This is a genomic window from Lutibacter maritimus, assembly GCF_900116115.1.
Lineage (GTDB): Bacteria > Bacteroidota > Bacteroidia > Flavobacteriales > Flavobacteriaceae > Lutibacter > Lutibacter maritimus.
This window is the reverse complement of sequence record NZ_FOZP01000008.1, coordinates 116,827-142,998: the sequence shown is the minus strand read 5'-3', so window position 1 is coordinate 142,998 and position 26,172 is coordinate 116,827. Positions and strand designations below refer to the sequence as shown.

The 26,172-nt window shown below is 28.8% G+C and carries 27 protein-coding genes; 17 read left to right on the top strand and 10 right to left on the bottom strand.

Annotation, left to right across the window (positions count from 1 at the left end; translation table 11 throughout):
- Nucleotides 1-63: 63 nt before the first annotated feature.
- From BM335_RS13430 to BM335_RS13420, 3 genes are all read left to right on the top strand, one after another.
- Nucleotides 64-717: a Crp/Fnr family transcriptional regulator gene (locus BM335_RS13430; RefSeq protein ID WP_090229072.1), complete on the top strand. Its 654-nt coding sequence runs from the start codon at nt 64-66 to the stop codon at nt 715-717.
- Nucleotides 718-809: 92 nt separating this feature from the next.
- Complete coding sequence (locus tag BM335_RS13425) at nt 810-1,760, top strand: M23 family metallopeptidase (protein ID WP_090229068.1); 951 nt, start codon at nt 810-812, stop codon at nt 1,758-1,760.
- A 160-nt stretch (nt 1,761-1,920) separates the two neighbouring features.
- Nucleotides 1,921-2,715, top strand: a complete 795-nt coding sequence (locus BM335_RS13420) for a sulfite exporter TauE/SafE family protein (protein ID WP_090229065.1) — start codon at nt 1,921-1,923, stop codon at nt 2,713-2,715.
- A gap of 3 nt (nt 2,716-2,718) precedes the next feature.
- On the opposite strand, the gene ligA is transcribed toward BM335_RS13420, so the two are convergent.
- The 3 genes from ligA to BM335_RS13405 form a co-directional block, all read right to left on the bottom strand.
- Nucleotides 2,719-4,722: an NAD-dependent DNA ligase LigA gene (gene ligA, locus BM335_RS13415; protein WP_090229061.1), complete on the bottom strand. Its 2,004-nt coding sequence runs from the start codon at nt 4,720-4,722 to the stop codon at nt 2,719-2,721.
- Between the two features lie 89 nt (nt 4,723-4,811).
- Nucleotides 4,812-6,257: a glyceraldehyde-3-phosphate dehydrogenase gene (locus BM335_RS13410; protein WP_090229056.1), complete on the bottom strand. Its 1,446-nt coding sequence runs from the start codon at nt 6,255-6,257 to the stop codon at nt 4,812-4,814.
- A gap of 125 nt (nt 6,258-6,382) precedes the next feature.
- Nucleotides 6,383-7,789 carry a Do family serine endopeptidase gene (locus tag BM335_RS13405; RefSeq protein ID WP_090229052.1) on the bottom strand — a complete coding sequence of 469 codons (1,407 nt, stop codon included), beginning with the start codon at nt 7,787-7,789 and terminating at the stop codon, nt 6,383-6,385.
- Nucleotides 7,790-7,959: 170 nt separating this feature from the next.
- On the opposite strand from BM335_RS13405, the gene dapF reads away from it, so the two are divergent.
- The 4 genes from dapF (at nt 7,960) to BM335_RS13385 (ending at nt 11,088) form a co-directional block, all read left to right on the top strand.
- Nucleotides 7,960-8,739 carry a diaminopimelate epimerase gene (dapF, locus tag BM335_RS13400; protein ID WP_090229049.1) on the top strand — a complete coding sequence of 260 codons (780 nt, stop codon included), beginning with the start codon at nt 7,960-7,962 and terminating at the stop codon, nt 8,737-8,739.
- Nucleotides 8,739-9,257, top strand: a complete 519-nt coding sequence (locus BM335_RS13395) for a GNAT family N-acetyltransferase (RefSeq protein ID WP_090229046.1) — start codon at nt 8,739-8,741, stop codon at nt 9,255-9,257. The genes dapF and BM335_RS13395 overlap by 1 nt, the downstream gene beginning before the upstream one ends.
- A 5-nt stretch (nt 9,258-9,262) precedes the next feature.
- Nucleotides 9,263-10,297 carry an endolytic transglycosylase MltG gene (mltG, locus tag BM335_RS13390; RefSeq protein WP_090229043.1) on the top strand — a complete coding sequence of 345 codons (1,035 nt, stop codon included), beginning with the start codon at nt 9,263-9,265 and terminating at the stop codon, nt 10,295-10,297.
- A 167-nt stretch (nt 10,298-10,464) separates the two neighbouring features.
- A complete protein-coding gene (locus BM335_RS13385; RefSeq protein WP_090229039.1) occupies nt 10,465-11,088 on the top strand; it encodes a peptidoglycan-binding protein LysM in 624 nt (207 codons plus the stop codon).
- Nucleotides 11,089-11,143: 55 nt separating this feature from the next.
- Here the strand turns inward: BM335_RS13385 and BM335_RS13380 are convergent, their stop codons facing one another.
- The 3 genes from BM335_RS13380 to dnaA are packed head-to-tail and all read right to left on the bottom strand — an operon-like array spanning nt 11,144 to nt 13,751.
- The gene (locus BM335_RS13380) at nt 11,144-11,860 is read right to left on the bottom strand and encodes an SAM-dependent methyltransferase (RefSeq protein WP_090229036.1); all 717 of its coding nucleotides are present in this window, start codon (nt 11,858-11,860) and stop codon (nt 11,144-11,146) included.
- On the bottom strand, nt 11,853-12,314 hold the full coding sequence (locus BM335_RS13375; RefSeq protein WP_090229031.1) for a low molecular weight protein-tyrosine-phosphatase: 462 nt from the start codon (nt 12,312-12,314) through the stop codon (nt 11,853-11,855). The genes BM335_RS13380 and BM335_RS13375 overlap by 8 nt, the downstream gene beginning before the upstream one ends.
- A 9-nt stretch (nt 12,315-12,323) precedes the next feature.
- On the bottom strand, nt 12,324-13,751 hold the full coding sequence (dnaA, locus tag BM335_RS13370) for a chromosomal replication initiator protein DnaA (RefSeq protein ID WP_090229028.1): 1,428 nt from the start codon (nt 13,749-13,751) through the stop codon (nt 12,324-12,326).
- A gap of 166 nt (nt 13,752-13,917) precedes the next feature.
- On the opposite strand from dnaA, the gene BM335_RS13365 reads away from it, so the two are divergent.
- Nucleotides 13,918-14,325 (top strand): acyl-CoA thioesterase, encoded by a 408-nt coding sequence (locus tag BM335_RS13365; protein ID WP_090229025.1) that lies wholly within the window; start codon nt 13,918-13,920, stop codon nt 14,323-14,325.
- Here BM335_RS13365 and BM335_RS13360 read toward each other — a convergent pair.
- Nucleotides 14,315-14,878 carry an IMPACT family protein gene (locus tag BM335_RS13360; protein WP_245780673.1) on the bottom strand — a complete coding sequence of 188 codons (564 nt, stop codon included), beginning with the start codon at nt 14,876-14,878 and terminating at the stop codon, nt 14,315-14,317. The two genes, BM335_RS13365 and BM335_RS13360, sit on opposite strands and share 11 nt — an antisense overlap.
- A 143-nt stretch (nt 14,879-15,021) precedes the next feature.
- Here BM335_RS13360 and BM335_RS13355 point away from each other — a divergent pair, with 143 nt between their 5' ends.
- Nucleotides 15,022-16,074, top strand: a complete 1,053-nt coding sequence (locus BM335_RS13355; protein WP_090229015.1) for an isoaspartyl peptidase/L-asparaginase family protein — start codon at nt 15,022-15,024, stop codon at nt 16,072-16,074.
- Here the strand turns inward: BM335_RS13355 and ribD are convergent, their stop codons facing one another.
- Nucleotides 16,075-17,124 (bottom strand): bifunctional diaminohydroxyphosphoribosylaminopyrimidine deaminase/5-amino-6-(5-phosphoribosylamino)uracil reductase RibD, encoded by a 1,050-nt coding sequence (gene ribD / locus BM335_RS13350; RefSeq protein WP_090229434.1) that lies wholly within the window; start codon nt 17,122-17,124, stop codon nt 16,075-16,077.
- Between the two features lie 22 nt (nt 17,125-17,146).
- Here ribD and BM335_RS13345 point away from each other — a divergent pair, with 22 nt between their 5' ends.
- The 8 genes from BM335_RS13345 to BM335_RS13310 all read left to right on the top strand — a co-directional run bounded on the left by BM335_RS13345 (nt 17,147) and on the right by BM335_RS13310 (nt 25,016).
- A complete protein-coding gene (locus tag BM335_RS13345; RefSeq protein ID WP_090229008.1) occupies nt 17,147-17,638 on the top strand; it encodes a GNAT family N-acetyltransferase in 492 nt (163 codons plus the stop codon).
- Nucleotides 17,638-18,486 (top strand): peptide chain release factor N(5)-glutamine methyltransferase, encoded by an 849-nt coding sequence (gene prmC, locus BM335_RS13340; RefSeq protein WP_090229005.1) that lies wholly within the window; start codon nt 17,638-17,640, stop codon nt 18,484-18,486. Before BM335_RS13345 ends, prmC begins: the two co-directional genes overlap by 1 nt.
- 57 nt (nt 18,487-18,543) lie before the next feature.
- Nucleotides 18,544-19,221: a tRNA (guanosine(37)-N1)-methyltransferase TrmD gene (gene trmD / locus BM335_RS13335; RefSeq protein WP_090229001.1), complete on the top strand. Its 678-nt coding sequence runs from the start codon at nt 18,544-18,546 to the stop codon at nt 19,219-19,221.
- Nucleotides 19,222-19,310: 89 nt separating this feature from the next.
- The gene (gene rplS / locus BM335_RS13330) at nt 19,311-19,661 is read left to right on the top strand and encodes a 50S ribosomal protein L19 (RefSeq protein WP_090228997.1); all 351 of its coding nucleotides are present in this window, start codon (nt 19,311-19,313) and stop codon (nt 19,659-19,661) included.
- 769 nt (nt 19,662-20,430) lie between these two features.
- Nucleotides 20,431-22,659 (top strand): NADP-dependent isocitrate dehydrogenase, encoded by a 2,229-nt coding sequence (locus tag BM335_RS13325; protein ID WP_090228993.1) that lies wholly within the window; start codon nt 20,431-20,433, stop codon nt 22,657-22,659.
- A gap of 278 nt (nt 22,660-22,937) precedes the next feature.
- On the top strand, nt 22,938-23,759 hold the full coding sequence (murQ, locus tag BM335_RS13320; RefSeq protein WP_090228989.1) for an N-acetylmuramic acid 6-phosphate etherase: 822 nt from the start codon (nt 22,938-22,940) through the stop codon (nt 23,757-23,759).
- Nucleotides 23,746-23,973, top strand: a complete 228-nt coding sequence (locus BM335_RS13315; RefSeq protein ID WP_090228986.1) for a DUF6095 family protein — start codon at nt 23,746-23,748, stop codon at nt 23,971-23,973. The genes murQ and BM335_RS13315 overlap by 14 nt, the downstream gene beginning before the upstream one ends.
- Nucleotides 23,970-25,016 (top strand): ATP-grasp domain-containing protein, encoded by a 1,047-nt coding sequence (locus tag BM335_RS13310; protein WP_090228982.1) that lies wholly within the window; start codon nt 23,970-23,972, stop codon nt 25,014-25,016. The genes BM335_RS13315 and BM335_RS13310 overlap by 4 nt, the downstream gene beginning before the upstream one ends.
- Here BM335_RS13310 and BM335_RS13305 read toward each other — a convergent pair.
- Together BM335_RS13305 and BM335_RS13300 are read right to left on the bottom strand one after the other, a co-directional pair.
- Entirely contained in the window at nt 25,009-25,503 is a 495-nt protein-coding gene (locus tag BM335_RS13305; RefSeq protein WP_090228978.1) for a DinB family protein, read from the bottom strand. The genes BM335_RS13310 and BM335_RS13305 overlap by 8 nt on opposite strands.
- A gap of 42 nt (nt 25,504-25,545) precedes the next feature.
- Nucleotides 25,546-26,160, bottom strand: a complete 615-nt coding sequence (locus BM335_RS13300) for a hypothetical protein (protein WP_143102429.1) — start codon at nt 26,158-26,160, stop codon at nt 25,546-25,548.
- Nucleotides 26,161-26,172: the final 12 nt, after the last annotated feature.

Genomic DNA, 26,172 nt, shown 5'->3' with positions numbered 1-26,172 from the left:
TGCAAATCAGGAGTTTTTTTGTGGAAAATGTTTAAATTTGTAACAATCGCTATTCTAAAAAATATGACTACAAATAAAGATGTTCTACGGGAAAAGTTAAAAGATTATTATTCGCTTATTTTTGAAAAAGAATTAATTGATGAAATTGTAAATGTAGGCATATACAGATGCATTAAAGCAAATGAACTTTTAATTGATATTGGCGACAAAATGTCGCACGTACCATTAATCTTAAATGGTGCAGTAAAAATAATTAGAGAAGATAAAAATGGGGAAGAAATTGCCTTATATTTTTTAGAAAAAGGAGATACTTGTGCTATTTCATTTATAAACTGTATTAACCTTACAAAAAGTATGTTTAGAGGGTTAACAGAAAAAGAAACAGAAGGTATTTTTGTCCCTGTAGAAAAAATTGAAGAATGGCTTATTAAATATAAAAGTTGGAGGCATTTTATTATAGATACTTATCATATGCGTTTAATTGAAATGGTAGATTCTATTGATAGTTTGGCATTTATGAAATTAGATGACAGACTTCACAAATACTTAACTGACAAGGTTAAAATAATGGAAAACAACACTTTAATAATAACTCACCAAGAAATTGCAAACGATATTAATACATCACGCGTTGTAGTATCACGTTTATTAAAAATATTGGAACACGAAGGAAAAATTAAAATTAGAAGAAATAGAATAATTATTGATAATATATAATTTAATCAAAAAAAAGTATCGTTAATTATAACTAATTTATACTTAACAAATTTGTATATTATTAAATTACCTAAAATTGCTATTGCCAGAAAATGGAAAATAAAAAATTGCTGTACGCAATAATTACTTATTTAATTATTGGAGTTAATTTAAAAATTTTCTCACAAGAGAAAAATATATCTATAATTGTTAAAAGAAATAACGATAAAAGTGTAGATATTTCATATACTAAAAAAGTACCCGGTAGCTATTATTTAAAATTAGAGTTAATAAATTTAACTAACTCCTACTCTAACGGTTATAATGGTGTAATAAATTCTTATAGGGGAAATCTTTTGCATTTAAAACCAATAAACAACAAAAGCTCTATTAATTTTTCCTATACTTTTTCTTATACTATGGGCAACAATAAAGCTAAAATAGATAGTTTATTTACTTACACTCTTCCTATTAAAAAAGGAAAAAAAGTAAAAATTTATGAAGCATCATTTTTAGGAGAAAGGTATTTTGGAAGTGAAAAACCTTTAAATTGGAAATCTTACGCTATTCGCTCAAAAGAACCTGACACCATTTTTGCAATGAGAAAAGGAATTGTTGTAAAAATTGTTGATGATTTTGAAGGAAACTCGTCACCTGAAATAGCTTACACAAGCAAACGAAATTATATTGTTGTTGAACATGATGATGGCTCTTATGCTTCTTACAAAGGGTTAAATAAAAATACATTGTTTGTTAAACTGGGCCAAACTGTCTATCCCCATTCAAAAATAGGAATATTGGAAAATTTTGGTGGTGATTATTACAAGCTTGACTTTTCAATTTACCAATTGTTTTTTACAGACTTAAATAGAAAAAATCAAACACTTAAAAGTCAAAATAGCGGTTTAAAATATATAACGCCGTATTTTTTAACTAATAAAGGTGTTGTTATTCTAGAAAATAATAATGAATACATTTCAGAATTAAATGAAACTATTCTATTTGAAGAATTTAGTAAAAGAGAAATAAAGAAATACTTAAAAAACCCAAATGATTTTAAATAGTTGAAGATGACATTAAATTTAAAAAGTTCGTTTATTTTAGGGTCTTACTCATTAATCCAAATTTCATCAAACAAACCTGCAAATTAAGTAGTTATTTTAAGTTTACTAAATCAATAAAAAGAATATATTTAAACAAAAATTTAAACCAACAATTAATGAAATGGATTTTTTAAGTATAGCTGCAGATTATGGTTTTATAACTTTACTTTCATTAGCTTTTTTTTCATTTGTTGCTGGTTTTATAGATTCAGTTGTTGGTGGTGGCGGATTAATTCAACTTCCTGCATTACTAATAAATTTACCAAACACATCAATTCCTACTCTTTTTGGAACCAATAAAATAGCTGCACTATCGGGCACAAGTATTTCAGCTGCTCAATATTCAAAAAAAATAAAATTCAATTATAAGGTACTGATTGTTATTGCATTTTGGGCTGCAATAGCTTCATTTTTAGGTGCAAAAACAGTTAGCTACATAAATGTAAATACACTAAAACCTTTAATTTTAGTAATTTTAATTTTAATTGCTATTTATACTTTTATAAAAAAGAATTTAGGAGCCATACAAACTAAAAAATTATCGTTTAAAAAGATGATAATTTACGGTTCAATTATAGGTTTAATTATAGGTTTTTATGATGGCTTTTTTGGCCCAGGAACTGGAAGCTTTTTAGTATTAGCTTTTGTAGTTGTTTTTGGGTTTGAGTTTGTTGAAGCATCTGCTTACTCTAAAGTAATTAATTGCATTACAAATATTTTTGCATTAATTGTATTTATAAAACAAGGAAATTACTTACTTGAATTAGCAATTATAATGGCAATTTGTAATATTTTAGGAAATATACTTGGAACAAAATTAGCATTAAAAAAAGGAAATACTTTTGTTCGGTCTATCTTTTTATTTATTGTTATTTTAATGATAATTAGGTATGCTTATGATATTTTTTATAAATAAAAATTACTTTAATAAATTTAAATAATCCATTTCAGAGATTATTGGAATACCCAAACTTTCCGCTTTCGCTAATTTACTTGGCCCCATATTATCACCTGCAATTACGTACGTTGTTTTTGAAGAAATTGAACTCGCTACTTTTCCGCCATTATCTTCAATAGATTTTTTTAAATCATTTCTTTCAAAGTGGGTAAAAACACCTGAAACTACAAATATTTTTCCCACTAAAATTGATGAAGTATTTAAAAGTGATTCAGCCGATACTTCCAATTTAACTCCATAATTTTTTAATCGCTCAATTTGCTGAATATTTATCAAATTACTTGAAAAATCTATCACGCTATTTGCAATTCTTTCGCCAATTTCATCAACAGTAATCAATTCTTCAAATGAAGCTTTCATTAAATTATCAATGGATTTAAAATGTTTCGCTAATTTTTTTGCAACAGTTTCTCCTACAAATCTAATTCCTAATGCAAACAATACTTTTTCAAAAGGAATTTCTTTCGATTTTTCAATACCAGCAATAATATTTTGCGCAGATTTTTCTGCCATTCTTTCTAAAGGAATAATTTGTGCTTCTTTAAGGTCGTATAAATCTGCATAATTTGAAATTAACCCTTCTTTAAATAACAATTCAATAGTTTCTGCACCAATTCCATCTATATTCATAGCTTTTCGGCTAATAAAATGTTGAATTCTACCTGTTATTTGAGTTGGACAACCATATTCATTTGGACAATAATGTTTTGCATCACCATCAGTTCTCACTAATTTGGTATTGCAATCTGGACAACATGAAATGTATTTTGTTGGTTCAGAATTTAACGGTCTTTTACTAAAATCTACACCCACAACTTTTGGTATAATTTCTCCTCCTTTTTCAACAAAAACAGTATCTCCAACCCGAATATCTAACTTTTCAATTTGATCGGCATTATGCAATGACGCTCTTTTGACTGTAGTTCCTGCTAATTGAACAGGTTCTAAATTTGCAACAGGTGTAATGGCTCCTGTTCTTCCAACTTGATATGTTATTTCATTTAAAACTGTACTTTCTTGCGCTGTTTTAAATTTATAAGCCATTGCCCAACGCGGAGATTTTGCTGTATACCCTAATTCGTCTTGTTGTGCTAATGAGTTTACTTTAACAACAATTCCATCAGTTTCATAAGGTAAATCAAATCGTTTTGTATTCCATTTTTCAATAAATGCAAAAACTTCTTCCATTGTGTTGCAAAGTTCAATAGCTTTAGGCACTTTAAAACCAAGTTCTCTGGCTTTTTCTAACGTTTCAAAATGTGTTGCATTTGGATTTTTATCAGCAACAATATGATATAATAAACAATCTAAGGGTCTTTTAGCAACTTCGGCACTATTTTGTAATTTTAAACTTCCACTAGCTGTATTTCTTGGATTTCTATAGGGTTCTTCACCAATATCAATCCGTTCTTCATTCATTTTATTAAATCCATCAAAAGGCAAAATTATTTCACCTCTAATTTCAAAATTATCTACAAACGGTTTATTTAAAACTAAGGGAATAGATTTTATTGTTTTAATATTTGCAGTTACTTCATCACCTTGAAATCCATCTCCTCGGGTAACAGCGTTTTCCAAAATACCATTTTTATAGCTTAAATTTATTGATGCTCCATCGTATTTTAGTTCACAGGTATAAGTAATTGATTCTGTTCCAATTATTTTTTGAATTCTTTTTTCCCAGTCTAATAAATCTTCTTTTGAATAGGAATTATCTAAAGAATACATTCTATTTTTATGGGTAATTGTAGCAAAATTTTTAGTGATTTCACCACCTACTCTTTGAGTTGGAGAATTTGCATCAAAAAACTGTGGATTTTCTATTTCTAATTTTTCTAATTCTTTTAATTTTTTATCAAATTCAAAATCAGAAATAGTTGGGTTATCTAATACATAATAATTATAATTATGCCTATTTAACTCTTCACGTAGTTCATTTATTTTTTGCTCTATATTTAAAATCATATCAATAAATTGTTCGTTAAAAGTAATTAAAAAAACAAAAAGCCAAAACAATTATTGTCTTGGCTTTTATATTTATTTGTTAGTATCTTTTAATAGTATACAAACCTTCTTACTTGTGAAATATAACGAGCCAAACGAATGACCTGATGGCTATACCCATATTCATTATCATACCAAACATACAGCACTGCATTTGAACCATCTTTTGCTGATATAGTTGCGTGGCTATCAAAAATTGCAGGAGCTGAAGTGCCAACAATATCAGAGGATACCAACTCATTACTTAAAGAATATTTAATCTGCTCTACCAAATCGCCTTCTAAAGCATATTTTTTCATAACAGTATTAATGGTTTCCTTGCTAGCTGCATTTTCTAATTGCAAATTTAATATAGCTAAAGAACCATTAGGCACTGGAACACGAATGGCATTTGATGTCAATTTCCCTTCAAAAGAAGGTAATGCTTTGGTAACTGCTTGCCCTGCGCCTGTTTCTGTAATAACCATATTTAATGCAGCAGCTCTGCCTCGTCTGTATTTTTTATGCATATTATCTACTAAATTTTGATCGTTTGTATATGCATGAATTGTTTCCAAATGTCCACAAACAACACCAAAACTTTCCTCCATCACTTTTAAAATGGGTGTTATTGCATTTGTAGTGCAAGATGCTGCAGAAAAAATATCAACTTCTTTCGGGTTGTAATCTTTATGATTTACACCATGTACAATGTTTGGCACTCCTTTTCCTGGTGCAGTTAATAATACTTTTGAGGCTCCTTTAGCTTTTAAATGTCTACTTAAAGCTTCTTTATCTCTAAAAGCTCCCGTATTATCTATAATTAAAGCATCAAAAATTCCATACTCTGTATAATTAATTTCTTCAGGTGCATTTGCTTTTATAATATGAACAGTTGTTCCATTTATAATTAATGCTTTTTTATTGATGTCAAAACTTACAGTTCCTTTAAACTCTCCATGAATAGAATCATTTTGTAATAATGCTGCTCTTTTTTCCAGAATTGATTCAGTAATTTCATCGCGTGTAACAATAGCTCGCAAACGCATTAGATTTCCTTTTCCTGTTCTTGCCATTAATTCACGTGCTAATAAACGACCTATTCTACCAAAACCGTATAAAACAACGTCTTTTGGTTCAATTTCTTCTGAATTATTAGACGCTTCTAATCTTTCAACTACAAAATCTCTAATTGAATGCTGATCTTCATCTAAATGAAATTCATACACTAATTTTCCAATATCAATTTTAGAAGGAGGAAATGCCTGACTTTTAATTTCTCGTGCAATTTCAACAGCATCAAAAATAGAAATTGGTTTTTGAACAAAATCACTTGCGTATTCCACTAAATTTAAAATTTCGCTTACATTTCTATCAATTAATTGATTTCTAAATAGGACTAATTCAATAGTATCATCATACCATAAATCACTAATTATTCTAATAAATTCAACAGTTGCTCTTCTTCTGTCGGTTTGAAAAGCAAGTTCTTTTTCGTAAAGTTCGTTAAATGACATGTTGTGTTGTTTTTTTTAAATTTCGGCAAAAATACCCATTTCAAACGTTTTCGCAAATATTTTAAGCATAAAAAAACCTTTCTTAAAAAGAAAGGCTTTTTTTAAAAATGAAACAAACTTAATTATTATCTAAAAATATAACGTTCAACTTCTCCTTGTAAATTAATCATTTCAATTCGCATTACTTCGTTTGAAGATTTTGCCGAAATCATATCATTTACATCGTCAACTGAATACACTTTTTTATTATTTATTTCTGTAATAATATATCCTTTTTTAACTCCATAGCTAAGTAATTCTTTATTTAAAATATTGGAAACCTTAACTCCATTTTCAATTTTTAATTTTTTTAATTCGGTATTATTTAAGTTTTTTAGCTCTAAACCTAAAGTTGAAACTTTGCTAATTTCATTTTTTGAAAGCAATACTTCAACCGTTTTTTGATTATTATCTCTTAAAAAAGTAACCTGAACTTTATCATTTGGTCTTTTTGTTCTTAAAAAGCCTGTCAAATCAGAAAAAGTAGAAATTTTATTTCCATCTAATTGTATAATTATATCTTTGGGTTTTAATCCTGCTTTTGCAGCTCCTGAACCTTCAGATACTTCAGAAATATAAAAACCTTCAGTATTGTTTACGTCTAAATTTGCAGCAACTTTACCATCCAATTCGCCACCAACAACACCTAAAACTGCTCTTTGAACATTTCCAAACTCCATTAAATCTTCTATAACTTTTTTAGCAATATTTGAAGGAACTGCAAAAGAATAACCAACAAAAGAGCCTGTCATTGATGAAATTGCCGTATTAATACCAATAAGTTCTCCTCTTGTATTTACTAAAGCTCCACCACTATTTCCTGGATTTACAGCAGCATCAGTTTGTATAAATGAATCTACACTTCCGTTTCCATCTAAATCACGACCTTTTGCACTTATAATTCCGGCGGTTACTGTTGATGTTAAATTATATGGATTACCTACAGCTAACACCCATTCTCCTATTTTAATATGATCAGAATCACCAAAAGTTACGTAAGGCAAATCTTTAGCATCCACTTTTATTAGCGCAATATCATTTGTTGGATCTGTACCAATAATTTTTGCTTTATATTCCTTTTTATTATTTAAAACAACCGCAATATCAGTAGCATTATTTATTACATGGTTATTGGTAACAATATAGCCGTCTGATGAAATAATAACTCCACTTCCAGTTCCAATTTGTGAAAATTGACGAGTTCCATTACCTTGACCGTAGAAAAATTCAGCAAATGGGTCTTTTATTGTTTGCATCATTGTGTTTTTAACATGTACAACCGAGTTTAATGTTTTTTCAGCAGCTGTAGTGAAATCTATATTTTCCGCACCTCCAAAACGTGCATCACTATAATTTGCAGCTACTGTTTTAGGATTTGTTATACCTGATTGTTCAATTACTACTTGAGGTTTTTCTAAAAATATTTTATAAGCCCCTAAAGTTAAAGCGCCTCCTAAAGCTGAAAACAGCACAATACTCAATATTTTTTTCATCTTTATATATTTTTTAAATTTTAATTAAATAACATTCAAAATTATATATTTATTATATTCAAAAATATGCTTTAACGCTTTATTAACGCTCATTTAACTCATTTTAACAAAAACAAAATTCACAAATTTAAAATCATCAAAACAATAGATATTTTATTACATTTGTACCGATGAAATTACATTTTTACAAATACCAAGGTACAGGAAACGACTTTATTATGATTGATAATAGAAGTCTATTTTTTCCTAAAAGCAATGTAGGATTAATTGAAAAATTATGCAATCGCCGTTTTGGTATTGGAGCAGATGGACTTATTTTATTAGAAAATTCTGAAAAACAGGATTTTAAAATGATGTATTACAATGCTGACGGAAATGAAGGTAGTATGTGTGGTAATGGAGGTAGATGCATAGTTGCTTTTGCAAAACAGTTAGGAATTATAAAAAATGAAACTTCATTTGATGCAATTGACGGATTGCATTTTGCAAGTGTTAAAAATGAAATTGTTAGTTTAAAAATGATAGATGTTTCTGATATTGTTGAAGAAAGCACACATTCTTTTTTAAATACAGGTTCGCCACATCATGTTACTTTTTGTAATTCAGTTTCTGCAATAAATGTTAAAGAAGAAGGTGCTAAAATTAGATATGGAGCACCATATTTTAAAACGGGCGCAAATGTAAATTTTGTTGAAAAAACTTCAAACAATACTTTTAAAGTAAGAACTTATGAACGTGGCGTTGAAGATGAAACGTTGGCTTGTGGAACAGGTGTTACAGCCGTTGCAATAGCTGCACATAAAACTCTAAAAACAACCAAAAGCACTATAGAAATTGAAGTTTTAGGTGGTAACTTAGAAGTTTCGTTTAAAAATGAAGGTAAAAATTATACCAATGTTTTTTTAAAAGGACCAGCGCAATTTGTGTTTGAAGGAACCATAGAAATATAATGGCTAACTTAATTGGAAAAAATATTAGTTTAAGAGCATTAGAACCAGAAGATATTGATTTTCTGTTCCTTACAGAAAATAACGAACTTTTTTGGGAAGTAAGCAGTACTCAAGTTCCTTTTTCAAAACACCTTTTAAAACAATACATAAATAATGCTCATCAAGATATATACGAGGCTAAACAATACCGATTTGTAATTTGTAATTCAACAAATATACCTATTGGTATGATTGATTTATTTGATTTTAACCCACAACACAATCGTGTAGGAATTGGTATTTTATTACTTCCTCAATATGAAAATAAAGGTTATGCAACCGATGCTCTAGAATTGGTAATTGATTATGCATTTCAATATTTAAATATTCATCAATTATATGCCAATATTACTTCTGAAAACAAAAAAAGTATAGCATTATTTGAAAAATTAAATTTTAAATTGGTAGGCACCAAAAAAGATTGGATTTACACCAATAAACAATATAAAGACGAATTATTATATCAATTAATAAAATAAAACGAATGAATTTAAAAAAACTTTTTTTATTGATTTTTGGCCTATTAATAATTATTGGTGTAGTATTCGGTTATAATTTTTACAACAAAATATACAAACCAAATACTATAAAAGAAGGTTTTTTATACATTCCAACAAATAGTAATTATGCCACTGTTGAAAATTTAGTTCGTCCGTATTTAAAAAGAGTAAATACCTTTAGTTTTATAGCCAATTTAAAAGATTATCCAAAATCAATTAAACCAGGAAAATATAAAATTACTGAAGGAATGAGCAATAATAAATTAATTAACTTATTGCGCAATGGTAAGCAAACTCCTGTAAAATTATCTTATAATAACCAAGATAATTTTGAAAAACTTGCTGGAAGAATAGCCCAACAAATTGAAGCCGATTCCGTTACACTATTACAAGCTTTTCAAGATACTATATTTTTAAAAGAAAACGGATTTAATAAGAAAACTGCCTTAGGAATGTATATACCTAATACATATGAGTTTTATTGGAACACATCTGCCAATCTTTTTAGAAGCAAGATGAAAGATGAATATCATAGATTTTGGAATAAAGAACGATTAGACAAAGCAAAAAAATTAAATCTATCACCAATTGAAGTAATTACATTAGCTTCCATTGTTCAAAAAGAAACATCAACAGTGAGTGAAAGACCTATGGTTGCTAAATTATATTTAAATCGTTTACATGAACAATGGCCTTTACAAGCTGATCCAACCATTATTTTTGCAGTAAAACAAAAATTAGGTAACGATGTAATTATAAAAAGAGTTTTAACAAAAGATCTTGTAATAGATTCACCATACAACACTTATAAAAATTTAGGATTACCTCCAGGTCCAATTGCAATGCCTGATATTTCTTCAATAGATGCCGTTTTATCACCTGCTTCGCATGATTACTTTTTTATGTGTGCAAGTACTACAAAAATTGGTACACACGAGTTTGCTAAGACATTAGCTCAGCATAACCAATATGCCGCAAAATATCAAATTTGGCTATCAAAACAAGGAATAAATAGATAGTAATTTTAAATCAACTACTTGATTTATAAAACTTTATAAAACGTTTTCGTTAACTAAAAAGCGTTAAAAAAGTGCTAAAAAACCACATTTAAGCTAAAAAAAATTGTTGGTTTAAAAATAAAAATTACCTTTGCCCCGAAATTTAAAAGGAGAAAAACCTTTAAATTATGAAAAAAACAATACTAATATTAAGTTGTTTAGCTTTGGTAATTTTTATATCAAGTTTTACCAAAAATAAAAACAACTACAGCAAAAACAGTATTGCAGCGGAAGTTGTAAGTACTGTTCCTACTGAAGAAGAAAGTATTTTCCAAGAGTATAATAACATCCCTTTTGTTGGAAAAATGTACAACGGATTTAGAGAAGCAATTGCTTTTAAAGAATCTCAAGGACAATATGATGTTGTGAACTCTTTAGGATATTTAGGAAAATATCAATTTGGGAAAAGCACCTTAGAACGGTTCAATATTTATGACACTCATAGATTTTTAAACACTCCAAAATTACAAGAACAAGCTTTTTTAGCACTATGTTCATTAAATAAATGGATTTTAAGAAAAGATATTGAGAGAACCGTAGGAAAAAAAATTGATGGAATTAAAATTACAGAATCAGGTATTCTTGCTGCTGCTCATTTAGCAGGAGCTGGAAATGTGAAAAAGTTTTTACGAAGCAATGGAGAATTTTATTTTTCAGATGCTTTTGGTTCCTCAGTAAGAAATTATTTAAAACAGTTTTCGGGCTATGATGTTTCATTTATTGAAGCAAACCAAAAACCTAAAATTAAATAACTTTTAATTTTCGATTTACAAAAAAGGTTTATTCATAAATTGAATAAACCTTTTTTTATATTCTATGGATAATAAAAATTGCTGGTCTTTTTTGTAGATCTGGATTTTCATTTTTCCAATCTTTTATACTTAAGGTTTTAATATATTCGGTAGGTAATGTAACATCACAAGCAACACATAACATAGTTGCAGGATGTAATATTGTTTTTAAATCTAACAAGAACTTATTATTTCTATAAGGTGTTTCAATAAAAATTTGAGATTGATTTTTCTCTAAAGATAATTTTTCTAAATTTTTTAATACAGCTTTTTTTTCAGCAGCGTCAATAGGTAAATAGCCATTAAAGGCAAAATTTTGCCCATTAAATCCAGAAGCCATCATTGCAAGTATTATTGATGAAGGTCCTACTAATGGAATTACTTTAATTCCTTTTTCATGTGCTAATTTAACAATATCAGCTCCAGGATCTGCAATTGCAGGAACTCCCGCTTCCGATAGCAATCCAACCGAAACACCTTCTTCACACACATCTAAATATGTTAAAACCTCAGCTGGATTAGCATATTTATCTAATTTAAATAATTTTAAAGATGGTTGAGACTTTTCTGGAGCAACAGTTTTAATAAACTTTCTAGCTGTTTTTTCGTTTTCAACAATAAAATAATCTAAAGTTTCAATGGCTCTTTTTACAGTAACAGGTAACACATCCATTGGATCACAATCACCTAAAGTTGTTGGAACTAAATATAAAGAACCTTTAGTTTTAGACATTTGGATTTATTTTTTTTGCAATTATTTCACACGCCTCATCTAACATTTTATACACATTTTTAAACCCAAAATCACCTCCATAATAAGGATCAGGCACATCTAAATTTTCACCAGGAAAAACTTCGTTTAAAATAAGTTTTACTTTAGATTTATCATTTTCATTTCTAGCTAAATCTATAATATTTTGATAATTAGAATTATCCATCGCATAAATTAAATCAAAATTATCAAAATCTTCTACAGTGAATTTTCTAGCTCTTTGATCTGTAATATCCAATCCGTTTAAATTTGCTATTGAAATAGAACGTGGGTCTGGCTTTTTACCAATATGATAAGCTCCCGTTCCGGCAGAATCAACAAAAGTTTTAAAACTAAATACTTTAGATTTTAATATTCCTTCTGCTAATGGTGAACGGCAAATATTGCCTAAACAAACCATTAATATTTTAGTCATGAAATTTATTTAAAAAGTAAGCTTCTTCGTAATATCTTCTACATATTTTTTAAATTGCTTGTCTGTTTCTGTTAAATTATCAACAGTTTTACAAGCATGAAGCACCGTTGCATGATCTCTTTTTCCTATTTGAGAACCAATACTTGCTAAGGATGCTTTAGTCATTCTTTTTGCAAAATACATTGCTAATTGACGGGCTTGAACAATATGACGCTTTCTTGTTTTAGATTGTAATGTTGCAACATCCAATTCAAAATAATTAGATACAATTTTTTGAATATATTCTATAGATACTTCTCGTTTTGTGTTTTTTACAAACTTATCAACAATTTGTTTTGCTAATACTAATGTAAATTCTTTTCTATTGAAAGATGCTTGTGCAATCATAGATATTAAAACACCTTCTAACTCACGTACATTAGATTTTATATGTTTTGCAATATATTCAACTATCTCTTCTGGCATTTCTACACCATCACGGTATAATTTATTTTGCAATATCAATACACGCGTCTCATAATCAGGCGCTTGCAACTCTGCAGACAATCCCCATTTAAAACGAGATAATAAACGTTGTTCAATATCCTGCATATCTACAGGAGCTTTATCAGACGTTAAAATTACCTGTTTTCCATTTTGATGTAAATGGTTAAAAATATGGAAAAATACATCTTGAGTTCCTGTTTTTCCTGATAAAAATTGCACATCATCAATAATTAAAACATCAATCATTTGATAAAAATGAATGAAATCTATTCGAGTATTTCCTTTTACAGAATCTATATATTGTTGTGTGAATTTTTCAGATGATATATATAATACCGTTTTATCTGGGTATTTATCTTTAATTTCAACACCAATTGCGTGTGCAATATGCGTTTTACCTAAACCAACTCCACCATAAATTAAAAGTGGGTTAAATGATGTTCCACCAGGCTTATTTGCAACAGCCATACCAGCTGAACGCGCTAACCTATTAGAATCTCCTTCAACAAAACTTTCAAAATTATAATTTGGATTTAATTGTGATTCTATTTTAACCTTTTGAATTCCTGGAATGATAAACGGATTTTTAAGTTCTCGTTTGTTTAAATCCATAGGAACTGTAACGCCTTGAGGAACAATTGGATTTCTATTTGAACTAGGAAATTTTACAGTATGTGGATTGTTACTACTGTAGTTGTTTTCCATTCTCACATCATAAATCAACTTAGCATCTTCACCTAATTGTTTTAATAATGCAACTCTTAACAATTTAATATAATGTTCTTCTAGCCATTCGTAAAAAAATTTACTTGGAACTTGGATTGTTAAAGCTTCGCCAGATAACTTTATTGGTTTAATCGGCTCAAACCAAGTTTTATATGCTTGCGGCTTAATATTATCCTGTATAAAAGATAGGCATTCCTTCCAAACTGATGAAGCAGTTTTAGTCATTGTTGGTTAAATAGTATTTAAAAGTTTATTTTAGCCGATAATTTAGAGTAATCTCTAAATGTTTTTTGGTATTACAAAAATGTGAATATTTTTCATCATAAAAAAATAAAATACCTATTGATTATTATTTTTTTTTTACGTAACATCATCCTTTAAAAAAATAAAAATGCTATCAAATATAATTAAATTTAGGGTAAGATACGGAGAAACTGACCAAATGAGTTTTGTTTATCATGGAAACTATGCACAATACTTTGAAATGGGCAGAACAGAATGGTTGCGAGATTTAGGAATTACCTATAAAAATATGGAAGAATCAGGAATTATGCTACCTGTAATTAGTCTAAATATAAATTTCATGAAACCTGGAAAATACGATGATTTATTAACTTTAAAAACTACCTTGGTTAAAAAACCATCTGCAAGAATTGAATTTGACTACGAAATTAGAAATGAAAAAGATGAGTTGTTAACAACTGCAAATTCAACATTGGTTTTTGTGAACATGAAAACTAATAGACCTATGAGAATTCCAGATTCAATTTTAAATAAAATTGAAAAATTTATGGCGTAAGTGCTTTAATTTTTAAACATCGTAAATCTTCAAAAGATTGCTGAACAAGGTTGGCATATTTTTTTCGGATTGAAATTACAAGTTCACAATTTAATTCCATTCTTTGATGCAGAATTTCAATGTTGTGTTCTTTTATAATTCTCATAACTTTATTCATATCTACATATTCAAAATTTAATTGAAAGTTAACATCAATGGTTTTTTCAATAATTTTCGCTGCATCTAAAATTAATTTTGCTGTGGTTTTATAAGCACTTATTAAACCACCAACACCTAATTTAGTTCCGCCAAAATAACGCACAACTACAACTAATACATTTGTAATTTCTTTTGATAAAATTTGGCCATAAATGGGTTGCCCTGCTGAATTATTCGGCTCACCATCATCATTTGCTCTATATTGAATATCTTCAACACCAATTTGCCAAGCGTAACACCAATGACGTGCCGAGTGATGTTTCTTTTTTAATTCCTCTAAATGCATTTTAACTTCATCTTCAGAAATTACAGGAAAGGCATAACCAATAAACTTGCTACCTTTTTCTTTAAACAAAGCATCTCCAACAGCGGAATGAATAGTATTATATGTGTCTTTTTCTAAAATAAGTAGTTCATTTATTGCACAAATATATTAATTACAATGGTTAAAATTTCAATTTGAAAATGAATATATTTGATACACTAATTTAAACCAATATGAAAAAATTATATTTCTTAGTTAGCTTAACACTTTTTTTAACAAGCTGTAATCCTAAAAACAATGTAAAAGAAATAACAAAAACACGCGAACCAAATTCGTTTGCAATTGTACTTCATGGAGGTGCTGGCGGAATTAAAAAAGAATATTTTACTGAACAACAACAAGAAGCTTATAAATTAAAACTTGAAGAAGCGTTAAACGCTGGCTATGCTGTTTTAGAAAAGGGCGGAATTTCCTTAGATGCCGTTCAAGCCGCCATAAACGTTATGGAAGATTCACCGCTTTTTAATGCTGGAAAAGGCGCTGTTTATAACAGCGAAGGAAATCAGGAAATGGATGCTGCTATTATGGATGGAAAAACGTTAAATGCTGGTGCAATTGCTGGTGTAAATCATATAAAAAACCCGATTTTAGCGGCCAGAATTGTAATGGATAGCTCATCTCACGTACTTTTATCAGGAAAAGGAGCAGAAATTTTAGCTGCTAAATACGGCATTGAAATGGTAGATAGTTCGTACTTTTTTACTGAAAAAAGAATGAATCAGTTAAAAGAACTTCAAGGAAAAGAAAAAATAAAATTGGATCATACTGCATTTTTAATAAAAAACGAATTAATTGACGATCATAAATTTGGAACGGTTGGTGCAGTTGCCATTGATAAAAGTGGAAATATTGCTGCAGGAACTTCAACTGGTGGAATGACTAATAAAAAATATGGTAGAATTGGTGATGTGCCAATTATTGGTGCCGGAACCTACGCCAATAACTTAACTTGTGGAATTTCGGCAACCGGAACTGGTGAATATTTTATTAGAACCGTTGCTGCACATGAAGTTTCCAGTTTAATAAAACACAAAGGATTTTCGCCTTCGGAAGCACTTCATGAAGTACTTTTCAATCAAATTGGTCCATTAGGAGGTGAAGGCGGAATGATTTTATTAGATAAAAATGGCGAGGTTTATTGGGATTTTAACTCTACAGGAATGTTTAGGGGTTATAAAAAATCTACAGGTGAAACAACAATTGAAATGTTTGAAAAAACAGAATAACTAATAATTTTTATACATATTTAAAGTATCATTTAAAATTGATAGTGTTTTAAATGGTGCTTTTTTTAATTCTGGTGCTTTTAATCCTTTATTAAATTTAATCGCTCCAATAAAAACAACTGCTTCATCCCATAAATTAGCAGCTATAAAACTTTGCAATGTTTGTTTTCCTCCTTCAATAATTACTGATTGAATTTCATAGTTATATAAAACTTTGCATATTTGTTCTGGTACATTTTTACTGAAATCAATTCTTTCAAAAATTATATTTTGGTAAGAATCAATAATATGTTTTACTTCAGAAAACACAATAGTTTTAGCTGCGGCATCCAATAAATTATAATTTGCAGGAATTTTAGCATTTTTATCCAACACAATTCTAATAGGATTTTCGCCAGTCCAATTTCTAACCGTTAAACTTGGGTTATCATTTAAAGCTGTATATGTCCCCACTAAAATAGCTTGTTCTTCGGCTCTCATTTTATGCACCAACTGCTGAGAATAGCTATTAGAAATCCAATTTGGAGAATTATCCGAGTTTTCATTTCTTAGTTTATCAATAAATCCATCCGCAGTTTCTGCCCATTTTAAAACAATAAATGGTCGTTTGTATTTATGATATGTAAAAAACCGTTTATTTAAATTATAGCATTCTTGTTCCAAAACTCCAACTACCACTTTACAACCATTTTCCATTAAATGCTTTACACCTTTCCCGCTCACTTTGCTATTACTATCTATAATACCAATCACAACTTTTTTAATTCCACTTTCAACAATTAAATTAGCACAAGGTGGGGTTTTTCCAAAATGCGAACAAGGCTCTAAACTTACATAAATAGTAGCCTTTTTTAAAAGACTTTTATCTTTTACAGCATTTATTGCGTGCACCTCTGCGTGTGGCTCTCCAGCTTTTTTATGCCAACCTTCACCAATAATTTTATCATTTAAAACTATCACACTACCAACCAGTGGATTTGGGTATGTAGTACCCAGTCCATTTTTAGCTAATTGTATGCAGCGTTTTATATATTTTTCGTGTATATTCACACTGTAAAAATAGTACATTAAAATGACTCTTAACAATTTTACAATTAGAGAAATTACTGCGAAGGACAATTCTAAAATAGCCAAAGCAATTAGCTCAGTTTTAATTGAATACGGTGTTCCAAAAGTAGGAACTGCTTATGCCGATAAAATTCTAGATACTTTATTTGAAGCTTATAATACGGATAACGCCATTTACTTTGTAGTTGAAAAGAACGGCGAAATACTGGGTGGCGCTGGCGTAAAACAATTAGAAAATTATAAAGGACGTGTTTGTGAATTACAAAAAATGTACTTTTTACCCGAAGCCAGAGGAATTGGTTTGGGAAGTAAAATGATGGATATTTGCCTAAAAAAAGCAAAAGAATTTGGTTTTGAACACTGCTATTTAGAAACCTTACCGTACATGCAAGATGCCAGAAAATTATACAGAAAGGTTGGTTTTAAAGATTTAGATGCTCCAATGGGTGATACCGGACATTATTCTTGTAATTTATGGATGCTTAAAGATTTATAATGAAACTACAACAATTTAAAAAACAGTTCTTTTCTGAACTTTCAGAATTATTTCCTGAAACTGAAATACAATCATTTTTTAATTTATTAACAAAATTTAAATTACACTTAAACAGAATTGAAGTAGCGCTTAAACCAGAATTTGAAATAAATGATGAAGATTTAATTTATCTACAAAACGCTTTATCAGAATTAAAAAAACAAGTACCAATTCAATATATAATTGGTGAAACAGAGTTTTACGGAATTACTTTTAAAGTAAATAATAGTGTTTTAATTCCGCGTCCAGAAACAGAAGAATTGGTAAATTGGATAGTAAATGATTATAAAAACGAAACAGAATTAAAAATATTAGATTTTGGAACTGGCAGCGGTTGTATTGCCATCTCTTTAGCTAAATTTTTTCCAAAAGCCCAAATTTATGCAGTTGACGTTTCTAACAAAGCTTTAGAAATTGCTAAAATCAATGCCACAAATAACAACGTAGACATAAATTTTGTTGAAGCTAATATTTTAGACATAGAAATTTTAGAAGAAAAATACGATATAATTGTAAGTAATCCGCCATATATTAGAGAGAAAGAAAAAGAATTAATGCATCAAAATGTGATTAATAACGAACCTCATTTAGCGCTGTTTGTAAAAGATGAAAATCCATTAATTTTTTATGATAAAATTGCCGATTTAGCCATTCATAATTTAACAAAAAATGGCAGTTTATACTTTGAAATCAATCAATATTTAGGAGAAAAAGTAACAAATTTACTACAAAAAAAAGGTTTCAAAAACTGTATTTTGAAAAAAGATTTTTATGACGTTGACAGAATGATTAAGGCCACTTTAGCTTAATTATTAAATTCAAAATTTCATTTTCAACTTTCAAATTAAAAGATTTACATTTGCAGCATGCGAATTGATATTATTACCGTTTCACCAGAATTAATTAAAAGTCCGTTTGAATTTTCAATCATTAAACGTGCTATTGATAAAAACTTAGTTGAAGTTTATTTTCACGACTTAAGAACTTATGCTTTAAACGATTACGGAAAAATAGACGATTACCAATTTGGCGGTGGTGCAGGAATGGTTTTAATGATTGAACCGATAGACAAATGCATTTCTAAGTTAAAAGAAGAAAGAACCTATGACGAGGTCATATATATGACTCCAGATGCGCCAACTTTAAATCAGCAAACAGCAAATACACTTTCATTAAAAGAAAATATTATTATTCTTTGCGGACATTACAAAGGTGTAGATCAGCGTGTTAGAGATTTATATATTACCAGAGAAATTTCAATTGGCGATTATGTATTAAGCGGTGGAGAATTGGGTGCTGCTGTTTTATGTGATACAATTATAAGGTTAATTCCTGGAGTTTTAGGGGATGAAACTTCTGCATTAACAGACAGCTTTCAAGACAATTTATTATCGCCACCAGTATACACAAGACCTTCTGAATATAAAGGACTTAAGGTTCCTGACATCCTACTATCAGGTAACTTTCCAAAAATAGAAGATTGGCGAAATGAGCAATCTTTTGAAAGAACAAAAAAAATAAGACCAGATTTGTTGGAAGACTAATCTTTTTTATTAAATTTGCACACTCAAAATTAACCTCTGACGAAAATCGTGAATGTTGGTTATTGAAAAACTTTTATAAAAATATAGAAATGGAAAATTTAGTAAAGTTTGTACAAGACGAATTTGTAACTAAAAAAGAAATTCCTCAATTTCAATCGGGAGATACAATCACTGTATACTATGAAATTAAAGAGGGTGAAAAAACACGTACTCAGTTTTTTAAAGGTACTGTAATTCAAAGAAGAGGTTCAGGAGCATCTGAAACATTCACCATCAGAAAAATGTCTGGAACAGTTGGTGTAGAGCGTATTTTCCCAATAAATTTACCTGCAATTCAAAAAATTGAAGTTAACAAACAAGGTAGAGTTCGTAGAGCACGTATTTTCTACTTTAGAGAATTAACTGGTAAAAAAGCTAGAATTCAAGAAAGAAGACGTTAGTCTAAATTTCATTAAAAATTACAAAGCCCATTTTGAATATTCAAAATGGGCTTTTGTTATTAACAATTGTTCATAACTACGGTTCATATCGTGTTGAAAATTAACCTATTATAAATTTGGAAATTTAAAATTTAGGTATTTATTTTACAAAAGATTTAACAATGCAATGTTAGTTAAAAACATTAAAATGTAACTTTTTAAAGTTTAAATAACATTTGTTAAATCAAATGTTCTTGAACATCGTTTTTAAAACCAACTTAAAGGTAATGTGCCAAGTATTTAGCATGAATAGATGGTTACACGGTTTTAAAAGCAAATTTTTAAATTAACACTTTAAAATAAGTAATTATATTACAACAAAATTTTAGGAGTTAATTTAAAAGGAAATACTAGTTTAATAAGAAGTTGGTTTGTAAGAAACAACAAGAAGAAGAAAATTAGTGATTGTGTTATATGCTTGTAAAGAGAAATAACTGAAGCAATTAAAATTAAATTACTGAAAACTTATTAAAAAAAGTAATCCAGCAGAAAGCCATAATACTGAGAAATCAATATTATGGCTTTTGTTATTTTATCTTTTTACTATTATCATAATTTTACTTTGTTTTTTTTATTTAAACTATAATTTAAACCCTATATTTATAACGTTTTCGCTATCGATTTTTCTATATTTATTTTTTATATTTGCCGTGCTTAATTTTAATACTTAAAGGCAGTACTATAGTTATAAATAAACATTGATAATTATAGTGACATAATAAATAAAACTATGAGTAATACAACCCAAATTATTTACACTAAAACAGATGAAGCGCCAGCATTGGCTACCTATTCATTTTTACCAATTGTTGAAGCTTTTACTAAAACATCAGGAATTGAAGTTATTTCAAAAGATATTTCTTTAGCAGGAAGAATTTTAGCATTATTTCCAGATTATTTAAGACCTGAACAACAAGTTCCAGATGCATTAACAGAACTAGGTGAATTAGCTAAAACACCAGAAGCAAACATTATTAAGTTACCAAATATATCTGCCTCTGTACCACAACTTAAAGCTGCCATTGCTGAACTACAATCTTTAGGATTTAAAATCCCAAATTACCCAAACAATCCAGTAACCGATGAAGAAAAAGACATTCAAAATCGTTACAATAAAGTAAAAGGATCTGCAGTAAATCCTGTTTTAAGAGAAGGAAATTCAGACAGAAGAGCTCCAAAATCTGTAAAAAATTACGCAAAAAAGAATCCCCATTCTATGGGTGCCTGGTCTGCAAACTCTAAAACACATGTAGCTACTATGCAACACGGAGATTTTTACTCAAATGAAAAATCTATTACCGTTGTAAATCCTACAGATATAAAAATAGAATTTGTTAATTCTAAAGGAGGTATTACCATTTTAAAAGACAAATTTCCATTATTAGCTGGTGAAATTATTGACGCTACTTTAATGAGTAAAAAAGCATTATTAAACTTCTTAGATACTCAAATAAAAGACGCTAAAGAAAAAAATGTGCTATTTTCATTACATATGAAAGCTACAATGATGAAAGTATCTGACCCAATAATTTTTGGACATGCTGTTAGGGTTTTCTTTAAAGATGTTTTTAACAAATACAGTGCAGATTTAAAAGAAGCAGGCGTTAATGTGAATAATGGTTTTGGAGATTTAATAACCAAAATTCAAACTTTACCTAAAGATAAAAAAGAAGCTATTGAGGCAACTATTAAATCGAGCTTTGAAAATGGTCCAGCTGTGGCAATGGTAAATTCCGATAAAGGAATTACAAATTTACATGTGCCAAGTGATGTAATTATTGATGCTTCAATGCCTGCAATGATTCGTACTTCAGGAAAAATGTGGAATGCTGAAGGAAAACTTCAAGACACAAAAGCTGTTATACCAGATAGTAGTTATGCTGGAATTTATCAAGCTACAATAGAGTTTTGCAAAAAAAATGGTGCTTTTGATCCAACAACAATGGGAACAGTTCCTAACGTTGGTTTAATGGCTCAAAAAGCAGAAGAATATGGTTCTCACGATAAAACTTTTGAAATTCAAGAAGATGGAATTGTACAAGTTGTAGATAATTCAGGAAATATTTTGCTACAAAACACTGTTGAAAACGGAGATATCTGGAGAATGTGTCAGGTTAAAGATGCACCAATTCAAGACTGGATTAAACTAGCTGTTACTAGAGCAAGAGCTACAAATACTCCTGCCATTTTTTGGTTAGATAAAAATAGAGCTCACGATGCTGAAATCATTAAAAAAGTAAATACATATTTACCAAATTTTGATACAAACGGATTGGATATTCAAATTATGGCTCCAAAAGAAGCAACTCTTTTCACTTTAAAAAGATTAAAAGACGGAGAAGATACCATTTCAGTTACTGGAAATGTACTTAGAGACTTTTTAACTGATTTATTCCCAATTTTAGAATTAGGCACTAGTGCAAAAATGCTTTCAATTGTACCGTTAATGAATGGTGGAGGATTATTTGAAACTGGCGCTGGAGGTTCTGCTCCAAAGCACGTAGAGCAATTTATTGAAGAAGGACATTTAAGATGGGATTCTTTAGGTGAATTTTTAGCATTAGCTGCTTCACTTGAACATTTAAGTGAAACTTCAAACAATCCAAAAGCATTAATTTTAGCTGAAACTTTAGACGATGCTACTGATAAATTTTTAGATAAAGATAAATCTCCTTCAAGAAAAGTTAATGAATTAGATAATAGAGGAAGTCATTTTTATTTAGCAATGTATTGGGCGCAAGCTTTAGCAGCTCAAACTAAAGATACTGAACTAAAAAATAAATTCGGAAAAATAGCAGAAGAAATGCAGTCTAAAGAAACTGTTATTACTAAAGAATTAAATGATGCGCAAGGTAAGCCAGTTAATATTGGCGGTTATTATGAACCAAACGAAACCTTAGTGGTAAATGCAATGCGACCTAGTAAAACATTGAATACTATTATAAATAGTATTTCCTAAAATACTTTAACTAAAATTAAAAAGCGAGAATTAAAGTTCTCGCTTTTTTTCTAACCAAACCTCTTCTATTCCAATCAATTTAAACTATTTATTATGGGGACTTAAGTTTAATTTTGTTCTTTACTATATAGTTTTATGACACCAATTTTTTTAAAACGTCACAAAAAAAATTACAATTTTCTACTGTTTAATTTCTAAAAACTAATTCCAATACTTTGTTTTAAAAACCGTCAAAAATAATTTTATTTTAACAACTTATCTTTTAGTATTTTTGAATTATGAATTTTACAAAAACTACAGAGCAACCATCAAAATACAATCATTTAGAAAAAATGAGTGTAAAAGAATTGTTAGTTTCTATTAATAATGAAGATAAAACAGTTCCTTTTGCTATTGAAAAAGGAATTCCTTCCATAGAGATTTTGGTGACTAAAATTGTTGAAAGAATGAAAAAAGGTGGTCGTCTTTTTTATATTGGCGCTGGAACCAGTGGAAGACTTGGTATTGTAGACGCATCCGAATGTCCTCCAACTTTTGGAGTGCCACATTCTATGGTTATTGGAATAATAGCTGGTGGAGATATGGCTATTAGAAAAGCGGTAGAGTTTGCTGAAGATTCAACCACGCAATGCTGGGAAGATCTTCAAAAATATAACATTAATAAAACAGATTCTGTAATTGGAATTGCTGCATCTGGAACCACACCATATGTTATTAGTGGATTAGAAAAATGCAATGAAAATGAAATATTAACAGGTTGTATTACTTGTAATGAAAATAGTCCTTTATCACAAGTTTCAAAATATCCTATTGAAATTGTAGTTGGTCCCGAATTTGTTACTGGAAGTTCTAGAATGAAAGCTGGAACTGCTCAAAAACTGGTTTTAAATATGATTTCAACAAGTGTAATGATTCAGTTAGGTAAAGTGAAAGGGAATAAAATGGTTGAAATGCAACTATCTAATAACAAGCTAGTTGACAGAGGAACAAAAATGTTAATGGAAGAGCTTAATATTTCTGAAGAAGCTGCTAACAAATTACTGTTAGAGCATAAAAACGTACGATTAGCAATACAAAAATATACCAATGGCAACCAATAAAAAAGAACTTGTAAAAGGTTTGAAATACGAACTTGGCGCATTGCCTTTATTATTATTTTCACCAATTATTATAACTATTGGTTATAAAGCTATAAAACTTCAGAACAATTATTTGTGGTTAATTGTTGGTATTATCATGGCAATTACTGCAATTATATTGGGTTTTATGGGAATAAAAATTATTTTAGATGCTTTATTTGATAAGAAAAAATGAGTGTTTTTAAAATTAAAAATTGGGAATATTGGTCGGCTTCAATGTTTTATGTACCATTGCTTCCCTACGCATTCTATTTAGCTATAAAAGCAAAAAGTTTTGGCTTTTTTTCAGCTGTAAACCCAGGTATTGAAGGTTCTGGAAATGGATTGGAATCTAAATTTAAAACTATTGAATTACTGCCAGATTACTGTAAACCAAAGTCTATTTTTATTCCAAAAAATGAAACTTTGGCAAACGTCATTGAAAAATTAAAAACTTCAGCCATACATTATCCTATAATTATTAAACCTGATATTGGATTTAGAGGATTACTTGTAAAAAAAATAGCTGACGAACAAGAACTTTCTTCTTATTCAAAAAAATACAATTCAATAAATTTAATAATTCAAGAATTTATAGATTTAAAAAATGAATGTGGTATATTTTATCATAGATTTCCAACAGAAAAAAGCGGAAAAATTACATCATTAACTTTAAAAAAATATTTGGCTGTTATAGGTGATGGCACTTCTACTCTATCAGAATTAATTAAAAAAGATCAACGTTCGCAAAATTATTTGCAAAGTATTTTAGAAATCAATAAAAGTAAATTAGATGTTGTTTATAAAAAAAATGAAGAGATACTATTAAATGTTATCGGAAATCATTCTAAAGGAACACAATTCATTAACGGTAATCATTTAATAAACAGTAATTTAATTACCATCTTAAACGATTTAAACAAAAATATTGATGGTTGGTGCTATGGTAGAATTGATGTTAAATACAATACTTTTGATGAATTATTAAAAGGTGAAAATTTTAAAGTGTTAGAAATAAACGGAATTATTGCCGAACCTACACATATTTATGATGCATCAAAAGGAACTTATTTTGATGCTTTACTTAGCATTAAAAAACATTGGCAACTTATTTATAAAATTGGAACTTCCAATAAAAAACTTGGATTTGGTACTTATATAAATCTTTCTGATTTTTTAAATACCTATTTCAAATATAAAAAATACCTAAAAGAAATTGCGAAGTTAAATGCTAATTAGTTTTATTTAGTTTTGGTGTAGTTGGATTAAAACCAAAATCTTCATCGGGTAATTGTATGCCTAATTGAAAAATTACATAACCAACACTTGCAAAATGATGAATTGCATGACTGTGTGCTTGTATTAAAATGGCTATTAAAGTATAATTTGCAGAAACAACACCAAGCCCTAAATCATCTGTAACCCTAACTGTTTTATTAAAATCTGTTGGATTTAAACATTTCAATTTCTGAATAGTAGCATTAAAATAATCAATTCCGTGTGTGGTATAATTTTCGGCCAATTCGTTTCTCTTTCGGTTAATTAAATTAATACTGTTACTTTCCAAACCATCAAAAATACAATCGAAAACATCTAGAATATGTCTCATATGACCTCCAATACTTGAGTAATATGGAGCTATGGAAGTATTGCTATAATCTGCATCAGAAATGCATTGTAAAAGCTTTACACCACGTAATAAATTTTTTTCAATAGCTTCAATCATAATTGCTAGGAAAATTTTAAGATTTGTAAATATAAAATAATTTTAAAATAATATTTTAACCAGAGTAAATATTCCTAATCCTAAAAACAGTATACTTAATATCAAATTAATATTTTTGGCAATAAAAGAAACCTTATCGCTTATATATTTAGCGAATATTATATAAGTGCTAAACAATAAAAACGAACCAATTGAAGCACCAAAAACAAACAAAATTATATACGGTTGCTCTATTAAAATCTTGTTTTCAGCAGCTAAAAATATGCTAATTCCTAAATAAAATGGAATTCCTAACATATTAATGGATGACATTCCAATTCCTTTTAAAAAATAGTTCCCTTTTGTATTGGACGCTTTTGGATTTAATTCCTTTCTGGAAAGATATAAGAAAAAAATTGAAAGCATTAAAAATACCACGACACCAGCAATTTTTAATCGTTCAATAATTTGTGGATTTTTATTAAAATAATCGGCAAAATACAAGGCTATTCCTGCTTGTATAAATACAATTACAGATGCGCCAATTGCAAACTTAACACTTTCTGAAATTCCATTATTAATTCTAATTTTTAACGCTGTCATATTTAACATTCCTGGTGATATTAATCCAAAATATGCCATTATTATCCCATAAAATACGTGTAAAATATAATCCATCTTAAAGTTTAA

Bases quoted from the DNA above. Each gene is read 5' to 3' on its own strand.
- BM335_RS13420 (WP_090229065.1), top strand. From the start codon at position 1,921: ATGGATTTTTTAAGTATAGCTGCAGATTATGGTTTTATAACTTTACTT.
- dnaA (WP_090229028.1), bottom strand. From the start codon at position 13,751: ATGACTAAAACTGCTTCATCAGTTTGGAAGGAATGCCTATCTTTTATA.
- mltG (WP_090229043.1), top strand. From the start codon at position 9,263: ATGAATTTAAAAAAACTTTTTTTATTGATTTTTGGCCTATTAATAATT.
- rplS (WP_090228997.1), top strand. From the start codon at position 19,311: ATGGAAAATTTAGTAAAGTTTGTACAAGACGAATTTGTAACTAAAAAA.
- BM335_RS13365 (WP_090229025.1), top strand. From the start codon at position 13,918: ATGCTATCAAATATAATTAAATTTAGGGTAAGATACGGAGAAACTGAC.
- BM335_RS13425 (WP_090229068.1), top strand. From the start codon at position 810: ATGGAAAATAAAAAATTGCTGTACGCAATAATTACTTATTTAATTATT.
- prmC (WP_090229005.1), top strand. From the start codon at position 17,638: ATGAAACTACAACAATTTAAAAAACAGTTCTTTTCTGAACTTTCAGAA.
- BM335_RS13310 (WP_090228982.1), top strand. From the start codon at position 23,970: ATGAGTGTTTTTAAAATTAAAAATTGGGAATATTGGTCGGCTTCAATG.
- BM335_RS13405 (WP_090229052.1), bottom strand. From the start codon at position 7,789: ATGAAAAAAATATTGAGTATTGTGCTGTTTTCAGCTTTAGGAGGCGCT.
- BM335_RS13345 (WP_090229008.1), top strand. From the start codon at position 17,147: ATGACTCTTAACAATTTTACAATTAGAGAAATTACTGCGAAGGACAAT.
- BM335_RS13395 (WP_090229046.1), top strand. From the start codon at position 8,739: ATGGCTAACTTAATTGGAAAAAATATTAGTTTAAGAGCATTAGAACCA.
- BM335_RS13325 (WP_090228993.1), top strand. From the start codon at position 20,431: ATGAGTAATACAACCCAAATTATTTACACTAAAACAGATGAAGCGCCA.
- BM335_RS13375 (WP_090229031.1), bottom strand. From the start codon at position 12,314: ATGACTAAAATATTAATGGTTTGTTTAGGCAATATTTGCCGTTCACCA.
- BM335_RS13300 (WP_143102429.1), bottom strand. From the start codon at position 26,160: ATGGATTATATTTTACACGTATTTTATGGGATAATAATGGCATATTTT.
- BM335_RS13385 (WP_090229039.1), top strand. From the start codon at position 10,465: ATGAAAAAAACAATACTAATATTAAGTTGTTTAGCTTTGGTAATTTTT.
- BM335_RS13355 (WP_090229015.1), top strand. From the start codon at position 15,022: ATGAAAAAATTATATTTCTTAGTTAGCTTAACACTTTTTTTAACAAGC.
- BM335_RS13380 (WP_090229036.1), bottom strand. From the start codon at position 11,860: ATGTCTAAAACTAAAGGTTCTTTATATTTAGTTCCAACAACTTTAGGT.
- ligA (WP_090229061.1), bottom strand. From the start codon at position 4,722: ATGATTTTAAATATAGAGCAAAAAATAAATGAACTACGTGAAGAGTTA.
- trmD (WP_090229001.1), top strand. From the start codon at position 18,544: ATGCGAATTGATATTATTACCGTTTCACCAGAATTAATTAAAAGTCCG.
- BM335_RS13410 (WP_090229056.1), bottom strand. From the start codon at position 6,257: ATGTCATTTAACGAACTTTACGAAAAAGAACTTGCTTTTCAAACCGAC.
- BM335_RS13430 (WP_090229072.1), top strand. From the start codon at position 64: ATGACTACAAATAAAGATGTTCTACGGGAAAAGTTAAAAGATTATTAT.
- BM335_RS13305 (WP_090228978.1), bottom strand. From the start codon at position 25,503: ATGATTGAAGCTATTGAAAAAAATTTATTACGTGGTGTAAAGCTTTTA.
- murQ (WP_090228989.1), top strand. From the start codon at position 22,938: ATGAATTTTACAAAAACTACAGAGCAACCATCAAAATACAATCATTTA.
- dapF (WP_090229049.1), top strand. From the start codon at position 7,960: ATGAAATTACATTTTTACAAATACCAAGGTACAGGAAACGACTTTATT.
- BM335_RS13315 (WP_090228986.1), top strand. From the start codon at position 23,746: ATGGCAACCAATAAAAAAGAACTTGTAAAAGGTTTGAAATACGAACTT.